The following is a 17,431-nucleotide window of genomic DNA, read 5'->3' on the forward strand; positions in this document are numbered from 1 at the left end:
GGCTTTCTTTGGTTATTTTGTAAGTTCAAGTAAGAGATCGCCTGTTTGAATAGCTTCACCGTTTGCAACGTGAATATCCTTCACTATTCCAGTGTAAGGTGCTTGTACAGTAGTTTCCATCTTCATGGCTTCTGTAATCATGAGATGGTCCCCTTTATTCACCTTGTCACCTTTTTCAACTAATACTTTTATCACCGTACCTGGCATTGTTGCGCCAATATGGTTTTCATTATCGCGATCAGCTTTTAGCTTCGCCACAACTGTTGATTTAATATTTGTATCTTTAACGATTACTTCACGTGGCTGACCATTCAATTCAAAATAGATAACCCTAGTACCATCTGGTTGAGCTTGACCTACTGAAACAAGCTTAACAATTAATGTCTTTCCTTGTTCAATCTCTACTTCAATTTCTTCTCCAAGTCTCATTCCATAAAAGAAAGTAGGTGTATCTAACATTGAAATATCGCCAAATTGCTCAAACATTTTTTGATAATCCATAAATACCTTTGGATACAACGCGTAAGAGATCATCTCTTTATTCGTTACATCGCGGTGTAAGCTATGTGTTAAAGTATCTTTTATCTCGCTAAAATTAACAGGCTCTAGTAATTCTCCAGGGCGAACTGTAATTGGTTCGCGTCCTTTAAGGATAATTCGTTGAAGTTCCTTAGGGAAACCACCATGAGGTTGACCTAAAAATCCTTCAAAGAGTTCAACTACTGAATCAGGGAAATCTAGTGTTTCTCCTCTTTCATAAATATCATCTTCAGTGAGATTGTTTTGAACCATGTAGAGAGCCATATCTCCAACTACTTTTGAAGAAGGGGTTACTTTAACAATATCTCCAAACATATCATTTACACGACGATACATTTCTTTAACCTCTTCCCATCTTGTACCGAGGCCAACTCCCTTAGCTTGTTGTTGAAGGTTACTATACTGTCCTCCTGGCATTTCATGCTGATAGATTTCAGTATGTGGCGATGTCATCCCACTTTCGAAATCTTGATAATATTTACGAACTCCCTCCCAATAACGTGCAATCTCTTCATATGCCGTTACAGAAAGTTCAGGTTTTCTAGCTGTCCCTTCTAATGCATATAATAATGAGTTTGCACTTGGTTGAGACGTGAGGCCAGCCATTGAGCTCACTGCTACGTCAACAATATCAACTCCAGCTTCAATTGCTTTTGCATACGTAAATAGTCCATTCCCACTCGTATCATGTGTGTGTAAATGAATAGGAATTGAAACTGTTTCCTTCAATGCAGAGATTAAAGTATAAGCCGCTTGTGGCTTAAGTAATCCTGCCATATCCTTAATTCCAAGCATATGTGCACCTGATTGCTCAAGCTCCCTTGCTAATTCTTTGTAATATTGTAAATCATATTTTGAACGTGTTGGATCTGTTATGTCACCTGTATAACAAATCGCAGCTTCTGCAATTTTTCCATTGTTACGAACAGAATCGATAGCAAGTGTCATACCCTTAACCCAGTTCAAGCTGTCAAATATACGGAATACATCAATTCCTGATTCTGCTGATTCTTTTACGAATTCACGTATTAGATTATCTGGGTAATTTTTGTAACCAACCGCATTTGATGCTCGAAGCAACATTTGGAATAAAATATTTGGTGCTTGCTTGCGTAATGTAGCAAGACGGTCCCATGGTTCTTCATTTAAGAAACGGTATGCCACGTCAAATGTTGCTCCACCCCACATCTCAAGTGAGAATAATTCTGGTAATAATCTTGCAGTTGGATCTGCAATATGCTTAATATCATTTGTCCTAAATCTAGTTGCTAGTAATGATTGGTGTGCATCACGGAATGTTGTATCAGTGAAGAGAACTTGTTTTTGTTTTTTCACCCAATTCACTACGCCTTCTGGACCATGTTGGTCTAGAATTTGTTTCGTTCCTGAAGGGACTGGTTCATTATGTTTTACTTTTGGTAAAAACGGCTTATCAAACACAGGCTTTCTTTTCTTTTCAACACCAGGGAAACCGTTAACAGTTACATTTCCGATATAGGAAAGCATTTTTGTACCACGGTCCTTTGGTTTAGGAAAAATGAATAACTCAGGTGATGAATCAATAAAGGATGTATCGTATTCTCCGGATAGGAATTTTTCATGTTTAACAACGTTTTCTAAGAACGGGATATTTGTTTTAATTCCACGGATTCTGAATTCCTTCAAGTTTCTGACCATTTTGGATGCAGCTTGTTCAAAAGTTAAGGCCTGAGTAGATAACTTAACTAATAAAGAATCATAATATGGTGTGATAACTGCACCTTGGAACCCATTTCCTGCATCAAGACGAACACCAAATCCGCCACCACTTCGATAAGCACTAATTTTACCTGTGTCAGGCATAAAGTTATTTAATGGGTCTTCTGTTGTAACACGGGATTGAATTGCATACCCATGTGTTTTGATATCTTCTTGTGCTGGAATGCCAATCGCATTACTGTGTATCGAATGACCTTCAGCAACTTGTATTTGTGTTTGTACAATATCAATACCTGTAATCATTTCTGTAATTGTATGCTCAACCTGTACGCGCGGGTTTACTTCAATAAAGTAAAACTCATTATTCGCAACTAAGAATTCAACAGTTCCAGCATTCAAATACTGTACATTTTTCATTAATTTAACAGCAGCTTCACAAATATCTTGGCGTAATTTCTCTGTTAAAGATACACTTGGCGCTACTTCAACAACTTTTTGATGGCGTCGTTGAACAGAGCAATCGCGTTCATATAGATGAACAATATTACCTTGACTGTCACCGATAATTTGAACTTCAATGTGTTTTGGATTTTCAATAAGCTTTTCGATATAGACTTCATCATTACCAAATGCAGCCTTAGCTTCTGATTTAGCACGTTCGTATGACTCTTTTAATCCTGCCTTGCTACGGACAATCCGCATTCCACGTCCGCCACCACCAAGAGATGCTTTGATAATGACTGGATAACCGTGTTCTTCTCCAAATCGCACTGCCTCTTCCAAATTCTTCAATGGTCCATCACTACCAGGAATAACTGGGATCTCCGCTTTTTCCGCTTGATGTCTAGCTTTTACCTTGTCTCCAAACATATCTAAATGAGTAGATTTAGGTCCAATGAAAATAATATTCTCTTCTTCACATCTTCTTGCAAAATCAATATTTTCAGATAAGAATCCATAACCTGGATGAATCGCATCTACGTCATTTTCTTTTGCGATTTCAATAATCCCTTCAATATCCAAATATGCATCAATTGGTTTCTTTCCTTCACCAACTAAATAAGCCTCATCAGCCTTATATCGATGATAAGAGCCTGCATCTTCCTTCGAATATATTGCAACTGTACGAATATGCAACTCCGTACAAGCCCTGAATACACGTATTGCGATTTCTCCCCGATTGGCAACTAGTACCTTCTTGATGCGTTTCTCCATATAAATCCTCCTTTAAATAAGAACGTAAATTTATCATCAACATATAGATAATGGTTATCTATAAGAGACATAGTTTTTTTGATAAGTACGAGCTGGTTGATTTTGTGGCTTCTTTTCTTTTGTACTATACATAGAATGATAGTTTGTAAACATTGAAACATTGATCAGAATCCCCATGGATGCCATTAATAGCAATAATGAAGAACCTCCATAACTAATAAATGGTAATGTAACTCCAGTGATCGGAATAAGTCCTGTCAAACCACCTAAATTGATAAAAGTTTGAATGGCAACCATAGATGATATACCGACTGCAAGTAAACTACCAAATGGGTCAGTACATTTTCTAGCAATTTGAAATCCTCGTAAAACAATATATGTTAATAATAATAATACAAATAATACTCCAAATAAACCTAATTCCTCTGCAATAACTGCCATTATGAAATCTGTATGGGCTTCAGGGAGATAATTAAACTTTTGGATACTTTGTCCAAGCCCCAGGCCTTTCCACCCACCAGCTCCTAGAGCAATGTATGAGTTTACCAATTGATAACCATTTTTTTCATCCTCAAATGGATGCATAAAACCTAAAAAACGGCCCATTCTGCCTTCAGATAATATCCCATCTGATAAAATATATAATAATGGTGATAAAATAACTGCTGTTATTAGGCCAAGTAATATCAACTTTCCTAAGCTTCTTAGATTCATTCCTGAACATAAAATAATGGATAAAGCAATTAATCCTATAATAAAGGCCGTTCCATAGTCAGGCTGGATTGCTACTGTCATACATATACAGAGAGTAAAAATGATTGGCGGCATAACTGCTATACCAAATTGGTTGATATATGCTTGTTTCTTAGAATAGACTGCAGCAAGATAAATAATAACACTTAGCTTTGTAAACTCGGAGGGCTGAATCCCCCTTGCTCCTACCATTATCCAGCTTTGTGCATTATTAGCTGTGTGTCCAACGACAAATACTAATAAAAGCATCGCAACTGAACCTAGGACAATTATAAGAAGAATTTTTTTTGTGGCATATAGTTTATAAGGTAGAATCATGGTTACAAAAAATGCAACTGCACCTACTAGTAAGGCCATTCTTTGTCTATCAAAAAAGAATGATGGGTTTTCTCCAAACTTAGGGGCTGAGGCAATGACCATGCTTGCACTATAGACCATGACTAGTCCAAAACAACATAAAAGAAAAACAGCAAGGACTAAAGTATAATCATATGATTTTAAAATTTTCTTGAGCATTGGGCATCTTCCTCTAAATAGAAGGTATAATTATTTATTGTACTATATTTTTGCAATATATATTGCAAAAAACCTCCATTTTCTTTTAATCTTATAAACTATTAAAACAATATTAAGTGAAATCCTTTAATAAAAAATACTGTAAAACGGGAAAACTGTAAACCCAAATTATAAAAAAACTCAAATTATCCTAAAGTCATGATAATTTGAGTTAATTTATCTATAGATTTTTCCTACTTTCGGGTAGAAGCTTCATGTAGAACGGATAATTCACGCTCAAGTTTTGAGATGAGCTCTTTACCTTCATTGCTCTCTATTAATCCCAATCTTACCGCAAAGTCTATTTCTCTGGATAATCCGAACATTTGCGTATCCAGTACTTCTTCGTATAATGGGCATTGAGGCATAGTTAAATTATCCATTTGAACTTTAATAAGTTTTAATATTTTTTCAGCATCTGCTTGTAGTAAAGACAGTGCTTTTTCACGGTGATTCACCGAAATCTCTGAAGTCAATTCATAACCCCTCCGTTTGCGAAGCGATACCTAATCCTATCTATAAATATTAACCTGTATACAGTAAAATTGCAAGAATAAATAGAAAAGACTAGCACTCTTATAAATGGAACTAATTAACAATTAGGCAATTATCAGGTTTCACTCCAATAATAAAAGTCTGATACTTCCTATTACGTTTCAAAACCTCTATAATATGAATGAAAGGAATGATTTATCGATGATTATTATGATTGAAGGAAAGACTAAGTATAACATTACACTTGATCCTAGTGTGTGGATTTTTGATGATCGTAGAGTAGATTTACTTACATATTTCGATTCAAATCAAAAAGTGGAAGAAGATTTAAGCGAATACACAAAGTCAGTTTCAAAGCATTGGGATAGAGAAATCCGCGAAGGTGCGATTTACCCTCCTACTCTCAAAACAGAAAAGAAGTTTTTGAAAGAAAAAATATTAACCGGTACATATGGCATTCCATTTTGTGATTTTATTAAAAATGCAGAACCGTTAGAAGATGCCACAACCTTAAAAATTGTACAAAAAGAACAAGAAACTAAGATTCCATTAAGTGAAGCATATGATGCTATCCTTGGGTTTTCAAATGTAGGTAAACCATTACGTGAAGATGGTCCTGTCCATTTTTATTTTGGAGATGGTTCAAACCGTGAGAACCCAATAAAACATATAACTCGTTTTATCATTGAATAATTCAGAAATTCGTAAGCGATATCCTCAACACCGACTAGCGCTGGAACCTCAACGAGGATGGTATGGCCACAGCAGGATGGTGAAGCCTGACTCGGGAGGCAATGCATTCGAGCTTAATATGAGAATAAAGCCTGTCACTAACCCTTTTAATCGAGGAAGCATGACAGGCTTCATACTTTAAAGAATATCTGCAGCTAATTGGGCAAGGCCAGATCTTTCTCCCTTAACTAATCGAATATGGCCACCTATTTTTTGGTCCTTAAACTTCTCTACCACATATGTTAACCCATTATTGTATTCATCCAAATAAGGATGGTCAATTTGTTCAGTATCTCCCATAAACACGATTTTACTTTTTTCCCCTACTCTAGTAAGGATTGTTTTTACTTCATGCTTGGTTAAATTTTGAGCCTCATCAATAATGATAAATTGCTCAGGGATGCTTCTACCTCGAATATAAGTCAATGCCTCCACCTCTATCGAACCCATTCCAGCTAAAATGGCATCAAGTTCTCCAGGTTTTTTTGTATTAAACAAATATTCAAGATTATCGTAAATTGGCTGCATCCACGGCCTAAGCTTTTCCTGCTTTTCTCCTGGTAAGAATCCGATATCTTTACCAACTGGGACGATCGGACGGGCTACTAAGAGTTTCTTATACTTACCCATATCCTCCGTCTGCATTAAACCAGCAGCAAGCGCCAACAAGGTCTTCCCTGTACCAGCCTTGCCTATTAAAGTCACCAATGGAATATCATCTCTTAACAACAGCTCAAACGCCATTGTTTGCTGCACATTTCGAGGTTTAATGCCCCATATATGATCCAGTTTAAAATTCAGCTTTCTAACTACTTTACCTGTCTTATCGACTATTCCAATAGCAGATGAGGAACCTCCAAGTGCGTCTTTTAATAAGATAAATTGGTTTGGATAAAATGGATGGTTAACTAACTCTGTAACATGAAGCTCCCCTTTTTCATAAAAAAGGTCAAGTAGGTTACGATTTATATAAATCTCGAGGAACCCCGAGTATATATGATCAACCTCAACGACGCGGTCATTTAAAAAATCTTCAGATTGTAGTCCTAATGCGTCTGCCTTAACACGAACCAGTGCATCTTTACTAACTAAGATTACCTGTTTCCCATTTTCTTTTTCTTGTTCTTCTAATGAGAGATTTTTGGCAACTGCCAAGATGCGATTATCATTTGTTTTTTCAACAAAGATATCTTGTAATTCATGGAAGGATCTGTGGTTTAATTCAATCCTTAGGCTTCCACCAGTTTCAAGCTGGATTTTTTCGTGGAGCTTCCCTGTTTTCCGCAAATTATCAATTAATTTTGAAACTTGCCTTGCATTTCTACCTATTTCATCCATATAACGTTTTTTTGAGTCTACCTCTTCTAAAACAACTGCTGGTATAACAACCTCATTATCTTCAAATGAATATATTGCTCTGGGATCTTGCAGTAATACATTTGTGTCTAATACATAAATTTTCCCCAAAATCACGCCTCCTACTCAAGTCGGTTTCATTTTTTGTTTTAGGAGTGAAACAGGTTATACATTCGTGTAAGAATTTTTTATTTTATTATATTAGTCATTCCTCTTTTTGTTCTTATAAGGACGACCATTGATAAAAATATATGTCTGAATGAATAAAGATAGAAGAATAATTGAACAATAAAAAAAGAAAACACATTGAGCGATAGGAGGCAAAACAGTGAGATATATTAATATCCTTCTGTTCTTAACTATAATTTTTATTATTTCTGGTTGTGGTACAACAAATAATGCTGGAGAAAATGAGAAAGATACTCGTGTAAAAGTTCAAAATTCAATTGAAAACCATGTTGACAGAAAAACAGGACAAGAAATAGCGAGTCATCTTGTCGAACTTGCGAGTAGTGTCCCAAACGTAAATGATGCAACTGCTGTTGTTCTAGGGAAGTATGCAATTGTCGGAATTGATGTAAATGCAAAATTAGAAAGGTCAAGAGTACAAACGATTAAGTACTCGGTTGCTGAAAGCCTGCAGCATGACCCTTACGGAGCAAATGCAATTGTTGTTGCAGACGCTGATACGTATGAACGTTTAAAACAAATGAAAAAGCAGATTGAAGATGGACGACCTGTTACAGGTATTTTGGACGAATTAGCACAGATTGTCGGCAGACTAGTACCTGATATTCCAAGCGATATAATTGATAATAACAATACAGAACCTACAAAAACAAATGACAGCCAGCTGAAAAAAGAAGAACAAAAGAAATTTGATAAAGAACAACAAGATCAGTCCAATAAAAAAATGGGTAATAAATAATGGTTGAATGTAATCACAGCACGAGAAGATGGTTTCTCGTGCTGCTTTTATTTATAAGTAATAGTTCTTAAGTTTTTTGATGATATGGGACTATTTTGTATAAGGTTCAATTTAATTTTACTTTCATTGTGTTTATGAAGGACTTTACGCATGGGGCCGACCTCCGCGTGGGACTTCATCCACTCTTTGAAGGACTTTACGCATGGGGCTGACCTTCGCGTGGGACTTCATCCACTCTTTGAAGGACTTTACGCATGGAGCTGACCTTCGCGTGGGACTTCATCCACTCTTTGAAGGACTTTACGCATGGGGTTGTGTCTCGCGCGGACTTCATCCTCTCTATGAAGGACTTTACGCATGGGGCTGCGCCTCGTGCAGGACTTCATCATCCTATAATCAGCATCTTCCAAACGTTATTTCAACTGGACCTTGTTTCATCCGATAGAAATAGTATTCTCTATAAAAAAGACAAACTTTGTCAGAAAAGTGTGTGTTGTTGTATAATGGGAAAAAAGAAACTAGATAATACTAGAGGGGTTCATAAAAAATGAAAGTAAAATGTGTAATTTGTGATAAAATTGAAGACATCGAGGATGAATCAAGTCAAGCAAAACGTTTGAGAAATCGCCCAATTCATACATATATGTGCCAAGAATGCCATGACCGTATTGAAACAAGAACGATAGAACGAATCGCAACTAACAAATTCAAGTTATACCGTAAAAAGAAAACAGAGGATGATTGGTGGTAAAAACAAAAGTGCAAGCGCCTTTTTTAGAGGAACATCGACTACCTTCTGCCACGTCCTGTTGCAAACATCGATGTCAGCACTTCCTCGAAAATACTTTGCATTTTCTTCGTGCGATGAACATGCTCCCGACGCCTTTCATGTCCTGTGCAAGTCCGACGAGTACAAGAACAGACGGCTTGAAGATTGAACTTTGACCTTCCAGACGAATTAGCTTGTGACCTCGAGGGGCTATGCGCTGGAACTGTATGTAGCTGGGCAACATAACAGGTTATCCAGCTTAATATAAAAGCCGAGCTATGCGCTCGGCTTTTTGTTTTATTCGTAGTTATGGTATCTCTCGGGATGTTGCTGGATTTGATCGTGCATGATATCGATTAATTCAATCGGGAACCTTGCACTTTTTGCTTCCCCGTCAATTGTATACTTCACAAGATACATTACATCATCTTTTTCAATTTCGATGTCCTTCAGTTTAAACTCATTTACTAAAATATCCTCGAAAAGATCGAATGTTTCCTTTGCAGCTTTATCATCAGGTCGAGCTTCAGCCACAACTTTAATCGTTAACCAATTATAGATTGCATCCTGCAAGGATTTCATAAAATTGCCTCCTTATTTTACGCTTCACTTTTTTTTGATTGGTGAAGTCGAATTTTATAAATGATTAAAATAAGAGCGGCAATCGCCAATCCTTCTGCTATTGGTAAGAATGCACCTAAAAACGTTAAAATTGTACACCCTAAAGCAAGAAATAAATAAATCACAATATTTTTTAACAATGGCAACTTCTTTGCAAAACCTAACTTAAACACAATAATTGTTAAAAGCAAGATCACAATGTATAACATATTTGAACCGACACTGGGAGTTGTCGAACTATAGATTGTTTTTGCAACTGGCCACATGTGTTCGTATACATCCATTCATACCCCTCCTTCTCACACTTTCCTATTATCAAATGCGCCTTGGCGTATTTGCGCCCAGATTTTTTTCGAGCTTGCTCGAAAAATTTCCTTTAAAAAATCTGTGGCATCGGCCGAAGGCTTAACTTTATACAGCTGGGTTATGAACCCTGAATTAATTGTATATTTTTTACAGGTCCCCACTTAGAGAAGCAGAGAATTTTGCTGTATAAAGTTAAAGTATCAGAAAGGGACAAGGTTCACAACATTAATGATTCACTTCAGCAAGTTTTTTTCTTTTTGCTGCTTTTTCACGTTCATTTTTATCAAGAACTTTCTTACGTAAACGGATGGATTCTGGTGTAACTTCACAGTACTCATCATCGTTTAGGTATTCAAGTGATTCTTCTAATGACATGATGCGAGGCTTTTTCATTGTTGTTGTTTGGTCTTTATTCGCTGAACGCATATTTGTCATTTGTTTCATTTTCACGATATTAACGGTTAGGTCATTTTCACGAGTATGTTCTCCAACAATCATACCTTCATAAACTTCTGTACCTGGTTCAACGAAAATAGTTCCACGGTCTTCAACACCCATAATACCGTACTGAGAAGCTTTTCCTGATTCCATTGAAACAAGAACACCTTGTCTACGTCCACCAACATTACCAGAAGCCATTGGTTTGTAGCTATCAAAGGTATGATTCAAAATACCAAATCCTCTAGTTAAAGTTAAAAATTCAGTTGTATAACCAATTAGACCACGTGCTGGAACCATAAAGATGAGTCGCACTTGACCATTACCATTATTAATCATATCTAACATTTCACCTTTACGAGCTCCAATCGACTCCATAATGGATCCAGTGTGCTCTTCAGGAACATCGATTTGAACACGCTCAACTGGCTCACAACGAACGCCATCAATATCTCTTACGATAACTTCTGGCTTCGAAACCTGAAGCTCATATCCCTCACGTCGCATATTTTCAATTAAAATTGATAAATGCAACTCCCCGCGACCAGATACAACCCATGCATCAGGAGAATCTGTGTTCTCAACTCGTAAGCTTACATCTGTTTGAAGTTGTGCACGCAAGCGCTCTTCAATTTTACGGGAAGTTATATATTTCCCTTCACGTCCAGCAAAAGGACTGTTGTTAACTAAAAACGTCATTTGTAGAGTTGGTTCGTCAATATGAAGCACTGGTAATGCATCTTGGTGTTCAATTGGACATACCGTTTCGCCTACATTAATATCTTCCATACCAGAAACTGCAACGAGATCTCCCGCTTTTGCTTCCTGAATTTCAATACGCTTTAAGCCCGAGAAACCAAATATCTTTGTCACACGGAATTGTTTAACACTTCCATCTAATTTCATTAAGGCAACTTGCTGTCCAACGTGCATAGTTCCTCTGAATACACGGCCGATACCAATTCTTCCAACATAATCGTTATAATCAAGCAATGCTACCTGGAATTGTAGTGGTTCTTCACTATTATCAACTGGAGCAGGGATATTTTCTAGAATACAGTTAAATAATGCTTCCATATTTTCATCTTGTTGATGTGGATCAGTACTTGCAGTTCCATTAATAGCAGAAGCATATACAACTGGAAATTCTAATTGTTCCTCAGAAGCATCAAGTTCGATAAATAAGTCAATTACTTCATCAACAACTTCTTCTGGTCGAGCAAAGTCACGGTCAATTTTATTTACTACCACAATAGGTGTAAGATTTTGTTCCAATGCTTTTTTCAATACAAAACGAGTTTGTGGCATACAGCCTTCATAAGCATCAACAACTAATAATACTCCATCAACCATTTTCATAATACGCTCAACTTCTCCTCCGAAGTCAGCATGTCCTGGTGTATCCATGATATTGATTCGCGTATCTTTATAATTAATCGCTGTATTTTTGGCGAGAATAGTGATACCACGTTCACGTTCTATGTCATTTGAATCCATTGCACGTTCTTCTACGTGCTCATTTGTACGGAATGTTCCTGATTGGTGAAGCATTTTATCAACCAGTGTTGTTTTTCCATGGTCTACGTGAGCGATAATTGCTATATTTCGTAAATCATTTCGTATTGTCACTATTTACACATCTCCTAGAATTAATTTAAGGATAAATTAATTTTACATTTTTTTACTTTCGAAAAGAACTGGAACTAAAACATTATATACCAAACAGTAGAAATAATACACATTTATCTGTAAAATAAATTATGGAAAGGGGCCTATACTATGAAAAACGTAAATTTGCCAATGCTCTTGTTTGCGATTACAACTGCAGTTTGCATTATGTTAATTGGAGTATCAATTGCTGAAAGAAGTCTGTTAGGTATTATTCTGTCTATTATTGCTGTAATTATTGTGACAGGTTTAGGATTTACCACAAAGAAAAAAATGCGTGAGAATGGCAGAATATAAATTCTGCTTTCCTCACGCTTTATTTTTGATATTATTTCCTTTTTAAAAATTGTGTAAAGATCTCTTGATGTAGATTCGGTCTTGCAACAAATACACTGTTTTCCTTTAAGAAGTTTAATGGCTCTCCATCAAGGGTTGTTACTACTCCACCAACTTCATTTAACAGAACTACACCAGCAGCAAAATCCCATGGTGATAAACGCATGGTAATATAAACATCAATCCTTCCAGTAACAACATAAGCCAGCTCCAGTGCAGCTGAACCATAAGAACGAGTTCCACGAACAGCATTGACGATCGGTATCAATATTTTTGGATCAATTCGTTTGTTTTCGGTAACCCATGTTGCATTTATGGCAACAATTGCTTTTTCCAGAGGAACTTCCCTTAACGGTTCAATTTTTGTAGAGTTAAAATAAGCACCATGACCTTTACGTGCATGATATAGCTCATCATGAACAACATCGTAAATAAGGCCGATTTGCCCCACTCCATCTTCATAGACTGCTACAGAAATGGCAAAATTACGCTGTTGATGAATAAAATTCATTGTACCGTCAATCGGATCGATAATCCAAGTGATACCATTTAAAGATTGGAGCTTATCTCCATAGCCTTCCTCCCCAAGAATTTGGTGAGTCGGAAAAGTCTCATGAATCTTTTCAATAAAGTATTGTTCCGTTTCCTTATCCATGTTAGTCACGAGGTCATCTGGGTTTGATTTTGATTCAACTACAAGCTTTGTTTTAAAAGAATCCCGAATTCGTTCCCCAGCCTCTTTTATCCAATGTTTCGCATATTTATCTATTTCGTCCCAATTTACCATATCTGTACCTCACTTTTTTCATCTCAAAGGATAGTATGTGCTATGTATCTTTCTTTAAAAGCATACTTTACTTATTTATGGACATGCAAGTAATAAGGAAAGCGAACCATCTCAGGTTCGCTTTCGCTCTTTTTTATACTTCAATTTTAATCATTTCTTGGCTTAATTTTTGTAATTTCTTTTTACATTCTGCTTTTTTCGCTTCATCTTTTTCAATCATCGCATCATAAAGGGTTGCCAATTCATAATCTACTTCTAAACGTAACACAGCCAAGCGCTTTTCTCCGTCTTTTCGCTTTAAGTCATTTATCACTTGTTTCAATTTCCGCACCCCTTTCCACTATTTCAATCTACCACTTTCCCTCATTGACTAATTCTGCTAGTTACTTCTATCTTATGAAAAAACTAGAGCATTGTAACAAATATGTGCGTATACCTAGATAAGCTTTAGGTTTTATTATCGAGCAAGCTAGTTTAGCTTTTTTAATGTTTTTGCTAAAATACAAGAAGGAATATCATTAGGAGGAAAGTTCAATGGCTTTTACAGGGTTTACAAAAGAAGACTTTAATGTGTTTACAATAGATGGACTAGAAAATCGCATGGATGCACTAATTAAACAGGTTCGACCAAAATTAGAGGAATTAGGGAATCATTTTGCCCCTACACTCTCGAGTCTTTCAGGAGATGAAATGTTTGCTCATGTAGCAAAACATGCAAGAAGGACGATTAATCCACCTAAAGATACTTGGGTAGCTTTTGCAAATAATAAGCGTGGGTATAAAATGCTGCCTCATTTTCAAATCGGATTATGGAATACACATTTATTTGTTTGGTTTGCTGTCATTTATGAGGCACCTATCAAGGCAGAATTCGGTCATGTATTAATGGAGCACTCGAAAAAAGTTAGAGAAAGTGTCCCAAACCATTTTGTATGGTCAGTCGATCACACAAAACCAGAAACTCTTAAACATCAGGAGTTGAGCGAACAAGAACTTGAATCAATGTTCACAAGACTACAAACTGTTAAAAAGGCAGAAATCCTATGCGGAATAAACATTCCTAGAGATAAAGTGGTTGAAATGAGCGCTGAAGAATTAGTACGAGTAATTGATCAAACTTTCAGAAAGTTACTTCCATTATACCAGTTAGCACACGAAAGTTCAAAGTAAGTTTCAATAAGAAATTCATTTTTCGACAAGCTTACATAATAAAAAGGATGTCTTCTAGAAGACATCCTTTTTATTTACATTTTGATTAATTCCATATTTTCTTTTGCTTTTTGAATAACACGGTATGCAGAATACCCACTTGTTTCTTCAAATTCTCCGCAAACTTGTTTTTCTTCTGCTTTACTCGGAACAATTTCTTTAAAGCGTTTATAAGCCTGCATCATTTTATCCCTTGCTATTCCTTTCTCGTATGCCCTTTCAACACATTCAAAAAAGGCAATCACATCGACTACCTCGTCTGTGCTCCAGTCATACGAAATCGGGTATTGATAATCCAATCGACTTCACCTCTATTTACTCCACTTAGACCTGATTTGCTCAGCTTCAGTAATCATTCGCTCGAACAGTTCAGCGACTGTTGGTTCATCCTTGATGAGTCCCATTACCTGACCAGCCCAAGCAAATCCCCCATCTAGTTTACCATCATAAATATAACTCATATTAGCTTGACCACTTATGTATTCCCTTAATCCTTCGTATCCACTGTTTGCGGCTTCCAACTCGAGGATTTTTGAGGACCATTCATTAGAAATGACACGACCTGGTGCACCTAGTGATCGTTTAATTACAACTGTATCATTTTCGGTTCCTTTAATCAATGCATCCTTATATCCTTGATGGGCGTGAACGCATTCTTTGGTCGCAATAAAGCGTGTACCCATTTCAATACCTTCTGCCCCCAAACTTAACGCAGCCATCAAACCTCGACCATCACCGATTCCACCGGAAGCAATAACAGGAATGGATACTGCATCGACAACTTGTGGAATGAGAACCATAGTTCCGATATCCTGTCTACCAAGATGGCCACCACCCTCTTGACCAACTACCATAACAGCGTCTGCCCCTAGCTCCTCTGCTTTTTCTGCTTGTCTTCTAGCTGCAACCAAAACAAGCTTCTTCATATTAACACCCTTTAATTGTTCAAAAATAGGTGCAGGATTTCCGCCAGTCATTGTGATAACAGGCACTTCTTCCTCAATAGCTACATCAAGCATGTCCGTAAACGGTCTGCCATGTTGTCCTATTGCATAGTTAACCCCAAATGGTTTGTTTGTTAGTTCTTTTACTTTTTTAATTTCATTGCGAAGATCTTCTGGTGTGTCAAGTGACATAGCTGTAATTTGACCAAGTCCACCTGCATTTGATACTGCTGCTGCAAGTTCCGAATACGCTAAATACGCCAGTCCTCCTTGAATGATTGGATACTTAATTCCTAATAAAGTTGAAACCTTCGTTTCCCAATTCATTGTACTCCCACCTTTCATTAATCCATTTCGATGTCACTTCTTGAAACTCCTCTTTTTCCTTTAGCAAATGTTATAAGCAAAGTTTAACAGTCCAAAAAATGTTTAATAATTACTTGTTGTGACAATTTAAAAGTATGAAATATTTTTATATGCAAACGGTAAGAGAAATGCTATAATTCACTTGTTTTATGTAGAAAAAAGTAGAATAAAACATTCATTTTTAAACTGAAATATAAATAAAGAGGTGTGGTTATCAATTGTCGCAAAATGAAACACCATTATTTACTGGTCTTGTTGAACACTCAAAAAAGAACCCAACTCAATTCCATATACCTGGACATAAAAAAGGTGCAGGAATTGATCCAGAATTTCGAGACTTTATCGGGGACAATGCCCTTTCAATCGATCTCATTAATATCGGACCCTTAGATGATCTTCATCAACCTAAAGGCATCATTAAGCGGGCACAGGACCTTGCAGCTGACGCATTTGGTGCAGATCACACTTTCTTTTCCGTACAAGGTACAAGTGGCGCAATTATGACAATGGTCATGGCAGTATGTGGGCCAGGAGACAAAATTATTGTACCTAGAAATGTCCATAAGTCTGTAATGTCGGCCATTGTCTTTTCCGGTGCAGTGCCAATTTTCATTCATCCAGAGATTGATAATACCTTGGGAATTTCGCATGGAATCACCACAGACTCTGTTAAAAAAGCACTTGAACAGCATCCAGACGCAAAAGGATTACTTGTGATTAATCCAACCTATTTCGGCGTTGCTGCTGACCTAAAAAGGATTGTCGATATTGCTCATTCCTATGAAGTACCAGTACTCGTTGACGAAGCACATGGCGTGCATATTCACTTCCATGATGGGTTACCGCTATCTGCCATGCAGGCTGGAGCAGATATGGCTGCAACAAGCGTCCATAAGTTAGGTGGTTCAATGACACAAAGCTCAATTTTAAACGTTAGAGAGGGCTTAGTGTCAGCTAACAGGGTTCAAACAATCTTAAGTATGTTAACAACAACGTCTACATCATATTTATTATTAGCATCTTTGGATGTTGCGAGAAGACGGTTAGTGACAGAGGGATTCGACCTGATTGAAAAAACAATTCAATTAGCCAACTATACAAGAGAAAAAATCAATGAAATAGAAAAACTTAAATGTATCGGACGCGAAATTTTAGGCTCTAAAGCCACATTTGACTTCGATCCGACAAAATTAATAATTTCTGTAAAAGACCTCGGTATTACAGGTTCAGATGCAGAAGTCTGGCTTCGTGAAAAATACAATATTGAAGTGGAAATGTCCGACCTCTACAACATTCTTTGTATTGTAACACCTGGTGATACTAAGAAAGAGGCTGATTTACTAATTGATGCACTTGCAAATTTATCTGACGAAGTCTCACACCTTTCAGAATCTAGAATTGTACCAGAAGTTTTACTTCCAGATATCCCGGTACTTGCTTTATCACCTCGGGATGCATTTTATTCTGAAACAGAGGTTGTTCCATTTGAAGCATCAGCTGGCAGAGTAATTGCTGAATTTATAATGGTCTATCCACCAGGCATTCCGATTTTCATACCTGGAGAAATTATAACTGAGGAGAACTTAACGTATATTCAAACCAATATTGAAGCAGGTCTCCCCGTTCAAGGACCAGAGGATTATGATTTAAAATACTTGCGAGTTATCAAAGAGCACAAAGCAATTAAATAAAGTCGAAAAAGAAGCATGCAAATT

At 36.8% G+C, this 17,431-nt stretch carries 17 protein-coding genes; 6 read left to right on the forward strand and 11 right to left on the reverse strand.

Going from position 1 to position 17,431, the window contains the following annotated elements:
- Nucleotides 1-12 precede the first annotated feature (12 nt).
- From pyc to NST91_RS16415, 3 genes are all read right to left on the reverse strand, one after another.
- The gene (gene pyc / locus NST91_RS16405) at nucleotides 13-3,453 is read right to left on the reverse strand and encodes a pyruvate carboxylase (protein ID WP_341332001.1); all 3,441 of its coding nucleotides are present in this window, start codon (nucleotides 3,451-3,453) and stop codon (nucleotides 13-15) included.
- A gap of 54 nt (nucleotides 3,454-3,507) precedes the next feature.
- A complete protein-coding gene (gene ftsW / locus NST91_RS16410) occupies nucleotides 3,508-4,722 on the reverse strand; it encodes a putative lipid II flippase FtsW (protein ID WP_341332002.1) in 1,215 nt (404 codons plus the stop codon).
- A 233-nt stretch (nucleotides 4,723-4,955) separates the two neighbouring features.
- On the reverse strand, nucleotides 4,956-5,237 hold the full coding sequence (locus NST91_RS16415; RefSeq protein WP_099363135.1) for an Fpa/YlaN family protein: 282 nt from the start codon (nucleotides 5,235-5,237) through the stop codon (nucleotides 4,956-4,958).
- Between the two features lie 220 nt (nucleotides 5,238-5,457).
- Between NST91_RS16415 and NST91_RS16420 the strand changes: the two genes are divergently transcribed.
- Nucleotides 5,458-5,949, forward strand: coding sequence for a peptidyl-prolyl cis-trans isomerase (locus tag NST91_RS16420; RefSeq protein WP_341332003.1), 492 nt, complete (start codon nucleotides 5,458-5,460; stop codon nucleotides 5,947-5,949).
- Nucleotides 5,950-6,126: 177 nt separating this feature from the next.
- Here NST91_RS16420 and NST91_RS16425 read toward each other — a convergent pair whose 3' ends face one another.
- Nucleotides 6,127-7,455, reverse strand: a complete 1,329-nt coding sequence (locus tag NST91_RS16425; RefSeq protein WP_341332004.1) for a PhoH family protein — start codon at nucleotides 7,453-7,455, stop codon at nucleotides 6,127-6,129.
- Nucleotides 7,456-7,672: 217 nt separating this feature from the next.
- Here NST91_RS16425 and NST91_RS16430 point away from each other — a divergent pair, with 217 nt between their 5' ends.
- Together NST91_RS16430 and NST91_RS16435 are read left to right on the forward strand one after the other, a co-directional pair.
- Nucleotides 7,673-8,272: a YhcN/YlaJ family sporulation lipoprotein gene (locus tag NST91_RS16430; protein WP_445724493.1), complete on the forward strand. Its 600-nt coding sequence runs from the start codon at nucleotides 7,673-7,675 to the stop codon at nucleotides 8,270-8,272.
- Between the two features lie 547 nt (nucleotides 8,273-8,819).
- The gene (locus NST91_RS16435; protein ID WP_341332005.1) at nucleotides 8,820-9,023 is read left to right on the forward strand and encodes a YlaI family protein; all 204 of its coding nucleotides are present in this window, start codon (nucleotides 8,820-8,822) and stop codon (nucleotides 9,021-9,023) included.
- Nucleotides 9,024-9,338: 315 nt separating this feature from the next.
- Here the strand turns inward: NST91_RS16435 and NST91_RS16440 are convergent, their stop codons facing one another.
- From NST91_RS16440 to typA, 3 genes are all read right to left on the reverse strand, one after another.
- The gene (locus NST91_RS16440; protein ID WP_341332006.1) at nucleotides 9,339-9,623 is read right to left on the reverse strand and encodes a hypothetical protein; all 285 of its coding nucleotides are present in this window, start codon (nucleotides 9,621-9,623) and stop codon (nucleotides 9,339-9,341) included.
- Nucleotides 9,624-9,640: 17 nt separating this feature from the next.
- Nucleotides 9,641-9,946 carry a YlaH-like family protein gene (locus NST91_RS16445; RefSeq protein ID WP_099353582.1) on the reverse strand — a complete coding sequence of 102 codons (306 nt, stop codon included), beginning with the start codon at nucleotides 9,944-9,946 and terminating at the stop codon, nucleotides 9,641-9,643.
- A 247-nt stretch (nucleotides 9,947-10,193) separates the two neighbouring features.
- A complete protein-coding gene (gene typA, locus NST91_RS16450) occupies nucleotides 10,194-12,035 on the reverse strand; it encodes a translational GTPase TypA (protein WP_121445018.1) in 1,842 nt (613 codons plus the stop codon).
- Nucleotides 12,036-12,185: 150 nt separating this feature from the next.
- Between typA and NST91_RS16455 the strand changes: the two genes are divergently transcribed.
- Nucleotides 12,186-12,371 (forward strand): YlaF family protein, encoded by a 186-nt coding sequence (locus NST91_RS16455; RefSeq protein WP_341332007.1) that lies wholly within the window; start codon nucleotides 12,186-12,188, stop codon nucleotides 12,369-12,371.
- Between the two features lie 31 nt (nucleotides 12,372-12,402).
- On the opposite strand, the gene NST91_RS16460 is transcribed toward NST91_RS16455, so the two are convergent.
- Both NST91_RS16460 and NST91_RS16465 read right to left on the reverse strand, forming a co-directional pair.
- Nucleotides 12,403-13,197, reverse strand: coding sequence for an inositol monophosphatase family protein (locus NST91_RS16460; protein ID WP_341332008.1), 795 nt, complete (start codon nucleotides 13,195-13,197; stop codon nucleotides 12,403-12,405).
- A 133-nt stretch (nucleotides 13,198-13,330) separates the two neighbouring features.
- On the reverse strand, nucleotides 13,331-13,519 hold the full coding sequence (locus NST91_RS16465) for a YkzI domain-containing protein (protein WP_121445020.1): 189 nt from the start codon (nucleotides 13,517-13,519) through the stop codon (nucleotides 13,331-13,333).
- A gap of 212 nt (nucleotides 13,520-13,731) precedes the next feature.
- Between NST91_RS16465 and NST91_RS16470 the strand changes: the two genes are divergently transcribed.
- A complete protein-coding gene (locus NST91_RS16470; RefSeq protein WP_341332009.1) occupies nucleotides 13,732-14,367 on the forward strand; it encodes a YktB family protein in 636 nt (211 codons plus the stop codon).
- 74 nt (nucleotides 14,368-14,441) lie between these two features.
- Here the strand turns inward: NST91_RS16470 and NST91_RS16475 are convergent, their stop codons facing one another.
- Together NST91_RS16475 and NST91_RS16480 are read right to left on the reverse strand one after the other, a co-directional pair.
- Entirely contained in the window at nucleotides 14,442-14,705 is a 264-nt protein-coding gene (locus tag NST91_RS16475) for a UPF0223 family protein (protein ID WP_121445022.1), read from the reverse strand.
- Between the two features lie 12 nt (nucleotides 14,706-14,717).
- Complete coding sequence (locus NST91_RS16480; RefSeq protein ID WP_341332010.1) at nucleotides 14,718-15,677, reverse strand: NAD(P)H-dependent flavin oxidoreductase; 960 nt, start codon at nucleotides 15,675-15,677, stop codon at nucleotides 14,718-14,720.
- A gap of 257 nt (nucleotides 15,678-15,934) precedes the next feature.
- Here NST91_RS16480 and NST91_RS16485 point away from each other — a divergent pair, with 257 nt between their 5' ends.
- The gene (locus tag NST91_RS16485; RefSeq protein WP_341332011.1) at nucleotides 15,935-17,407 is read left to right on the forward strand and encodes an aminotransferase class I/II-fold pyridoxal phosphate-dependent enzyme; all 1,473 of its coding nucleotides are present in this window, start codon (nucleotides 15,935-15,937) and stop codon (nucleotides 17,405-17,407) included.
- Nucleotides 17,408-17,431 lie beyond the last annotated feature (24 nt).

Source organism: Ferdinandcohnia sp. FSL W7-1320 (assembly GCF_038050315.1).
Classification (GTDB): domain Bacteria; phylum Bacillota; class Bacilli; order Bacillales; family Bacillaceae_L; genus Ferdinandcohnia; species Ferdinandcohnia aciditolerans.

What these genes read in the sequence shown, in the direction of transcription:
- pyc (WP_341332001.1), bottom strand. Translation starts at nt 3,453, where the DNA reads ATGGAGAAACGCATCAAGAAGGTACTAGTTGCCAATCGGGGAGAAATC.
- ftsW (WP_341332002.1), bottom strand. Translation starts at nt 4,722, where the DNA reads ATGCTCAAGAAAATTTTAAAATCATATGATTATACTTTAGTCCTTGCT.
- NST91_RS16420 (WP_341332003.1), top strand. Translation starts at nt 5,458, where the DNA reads ATGATTATTATGATTGAAGGAAAGACTAAGTATAACATTACACTTGAT.
- NST91_RS16435 (WP_341332005.1), top strand. Translation starts at nt 8,820, where the DNA reads ATGAAAGTAAAATGTGTAATTTGTGATAAAATTGAAGACATCGAGGAT.
- NST91_RS16440 (WP_341332006.1), bottom strand. Translation starts at nt 9,623, where the DNA reads ATGAAATCCTTGCAGGATGCAATCTATAATTGGTTAACGATTAAAGTT.
- NST91_RS16445 (WP_099353582.1), bottom strand. Translation starts at nt 9,946, where the DNA reads ATGGATGTATACGAACACATGTGGCCAGTTGCAAAAACAATCTATAGT.
- NST91_RS16455 (WP_341332007.1), top strand. Translation starts at nt 12,186, where the DNA reads ATGAAAAACGTAAATTTGCCAATGCTCTTGTTTGCGATTACAACTGCA.
- NST91_RS16460 (WP_341332008.1), bottom strand. Translation starts at nt 13,197, where the DNA reads ATGGTAAATTGGGACGAAATAGATAAATATGCGAAACATTGGATAAAA.
- NST91_RS16470 (WP_341332009.1), top strand. Translation starts at nt 13,732, where the DNA reads ATGGCTTTTACAGGGTTTACAAAAGAAGACTTTAATGTGTTTACAATA.
- NST91_RS16480 (WP_341332010.1), bottom strand. Translation starts at nt 15,677, where the DNA reads ATGAATTGGGAAACGAAGGTTTCAACTTTATTAGGAATTAAGTATCCA.